At 61.1% G+C, this 924-nt stretch carries 1 protein-coding gene; it reads left to right on the top strand.

What is annotated here, in order from left to right; all coding sequences use genetic code 11:
* The coding region (locus tag NKH37_RS33975; protein WP_353042585.1) for a class I tRNA ligase family protein at positions 1 to 911 on the top strand (911 nt) is incomplete at its 5' end.
* Positions 912 to 924 lie beyond the last annotated feature (13 nt).

The following is a 924-nucleotide window of genomic DNA, read 5'->3' on the forward strand; positions in this document are numbered from 1 at the left end:
TCTGGGTCTGGCCGGAAATGGCCTTCGGTTTTCTTTACAACATCCAGGCGCTCGGCCGCTTGCTGGGTCGCGACTGGAAGGCGGAGATGCCCGGCAACGACTGGCAGATTGTCCATTTCTTCGGCTTCGACAATTCGTTCTACCACGCGCTACTCTACCCCGCTCTTTACGCCGAGGTCTTCTCCCACTGGACGCCACGCATCCACTATCACGTCAACGAGTTCTACCTGCTCGACGGCAAGAAGTTCTCAACCAGCTGCCGCCATGCGGTTTGGGGCAAGGAGGTTCTGAGCCCAGAGACAGTCGACGTCGTGCGCCTCCATTTGGGCCTGACACGCCCGGAAGGTGAGCGGACGGATTTCACGCTGGACGCGCTGCGCCGCACCGAGAACGAGGTGTTCCAAGGGATTTGGCTGAACTGGCTTGATGCGTTGAACCAGGAAATCAAGCAGGATTTTGCCGGCCGTGTACCCGATGCAGGCGACTGGAACCCGGTCGACCGCGCCTTCTTTGCTCGCATAGAGATCTATCGCGTCGCGATGGAGCGCACCTATTCGGACGAAGGCTTCTCGGTCCGGCGCGCGGCCGCTCAGGTCTGCGATTTCGTGCGCGATTGCGTGATCTACCGTCGGGCGCAAGACTATGCGGCGGCGCGACGTTTCTATCCCGCCCGCAATCGGACTTCGCTAGCCCTTCAGACGACGGCCGCTGCGATCCTGGCACCGACACTCGCTCCGCTGATGCCCCGATTCGCCAGAACGCTGGCGCGAGGCATCGATGGCGTCTCAACCGAAACATGGCCCCGGTCCGTCCAGCGCCTTGCGCCCGGGATGCGCTTTGATCTCGGACCCGTGTTGGTGTTCTACGCCAAATCCGGCAATCCTCATCTCGATGAGGAGGAAGCACTATGAGCCCAAAGGTGCA

Origin of the sequence: Mesorhizobium sp. M1217 (genome assembly GCF_040318275.1) — a bacterium.
In the GTDB taxonomy this organism is placed as follows: domain Bacteria; phylum Pseudomonadota; class Alphaproteobacteria; order Rhizobiales; family Rhizobiaceae; genus Mesorhizobium.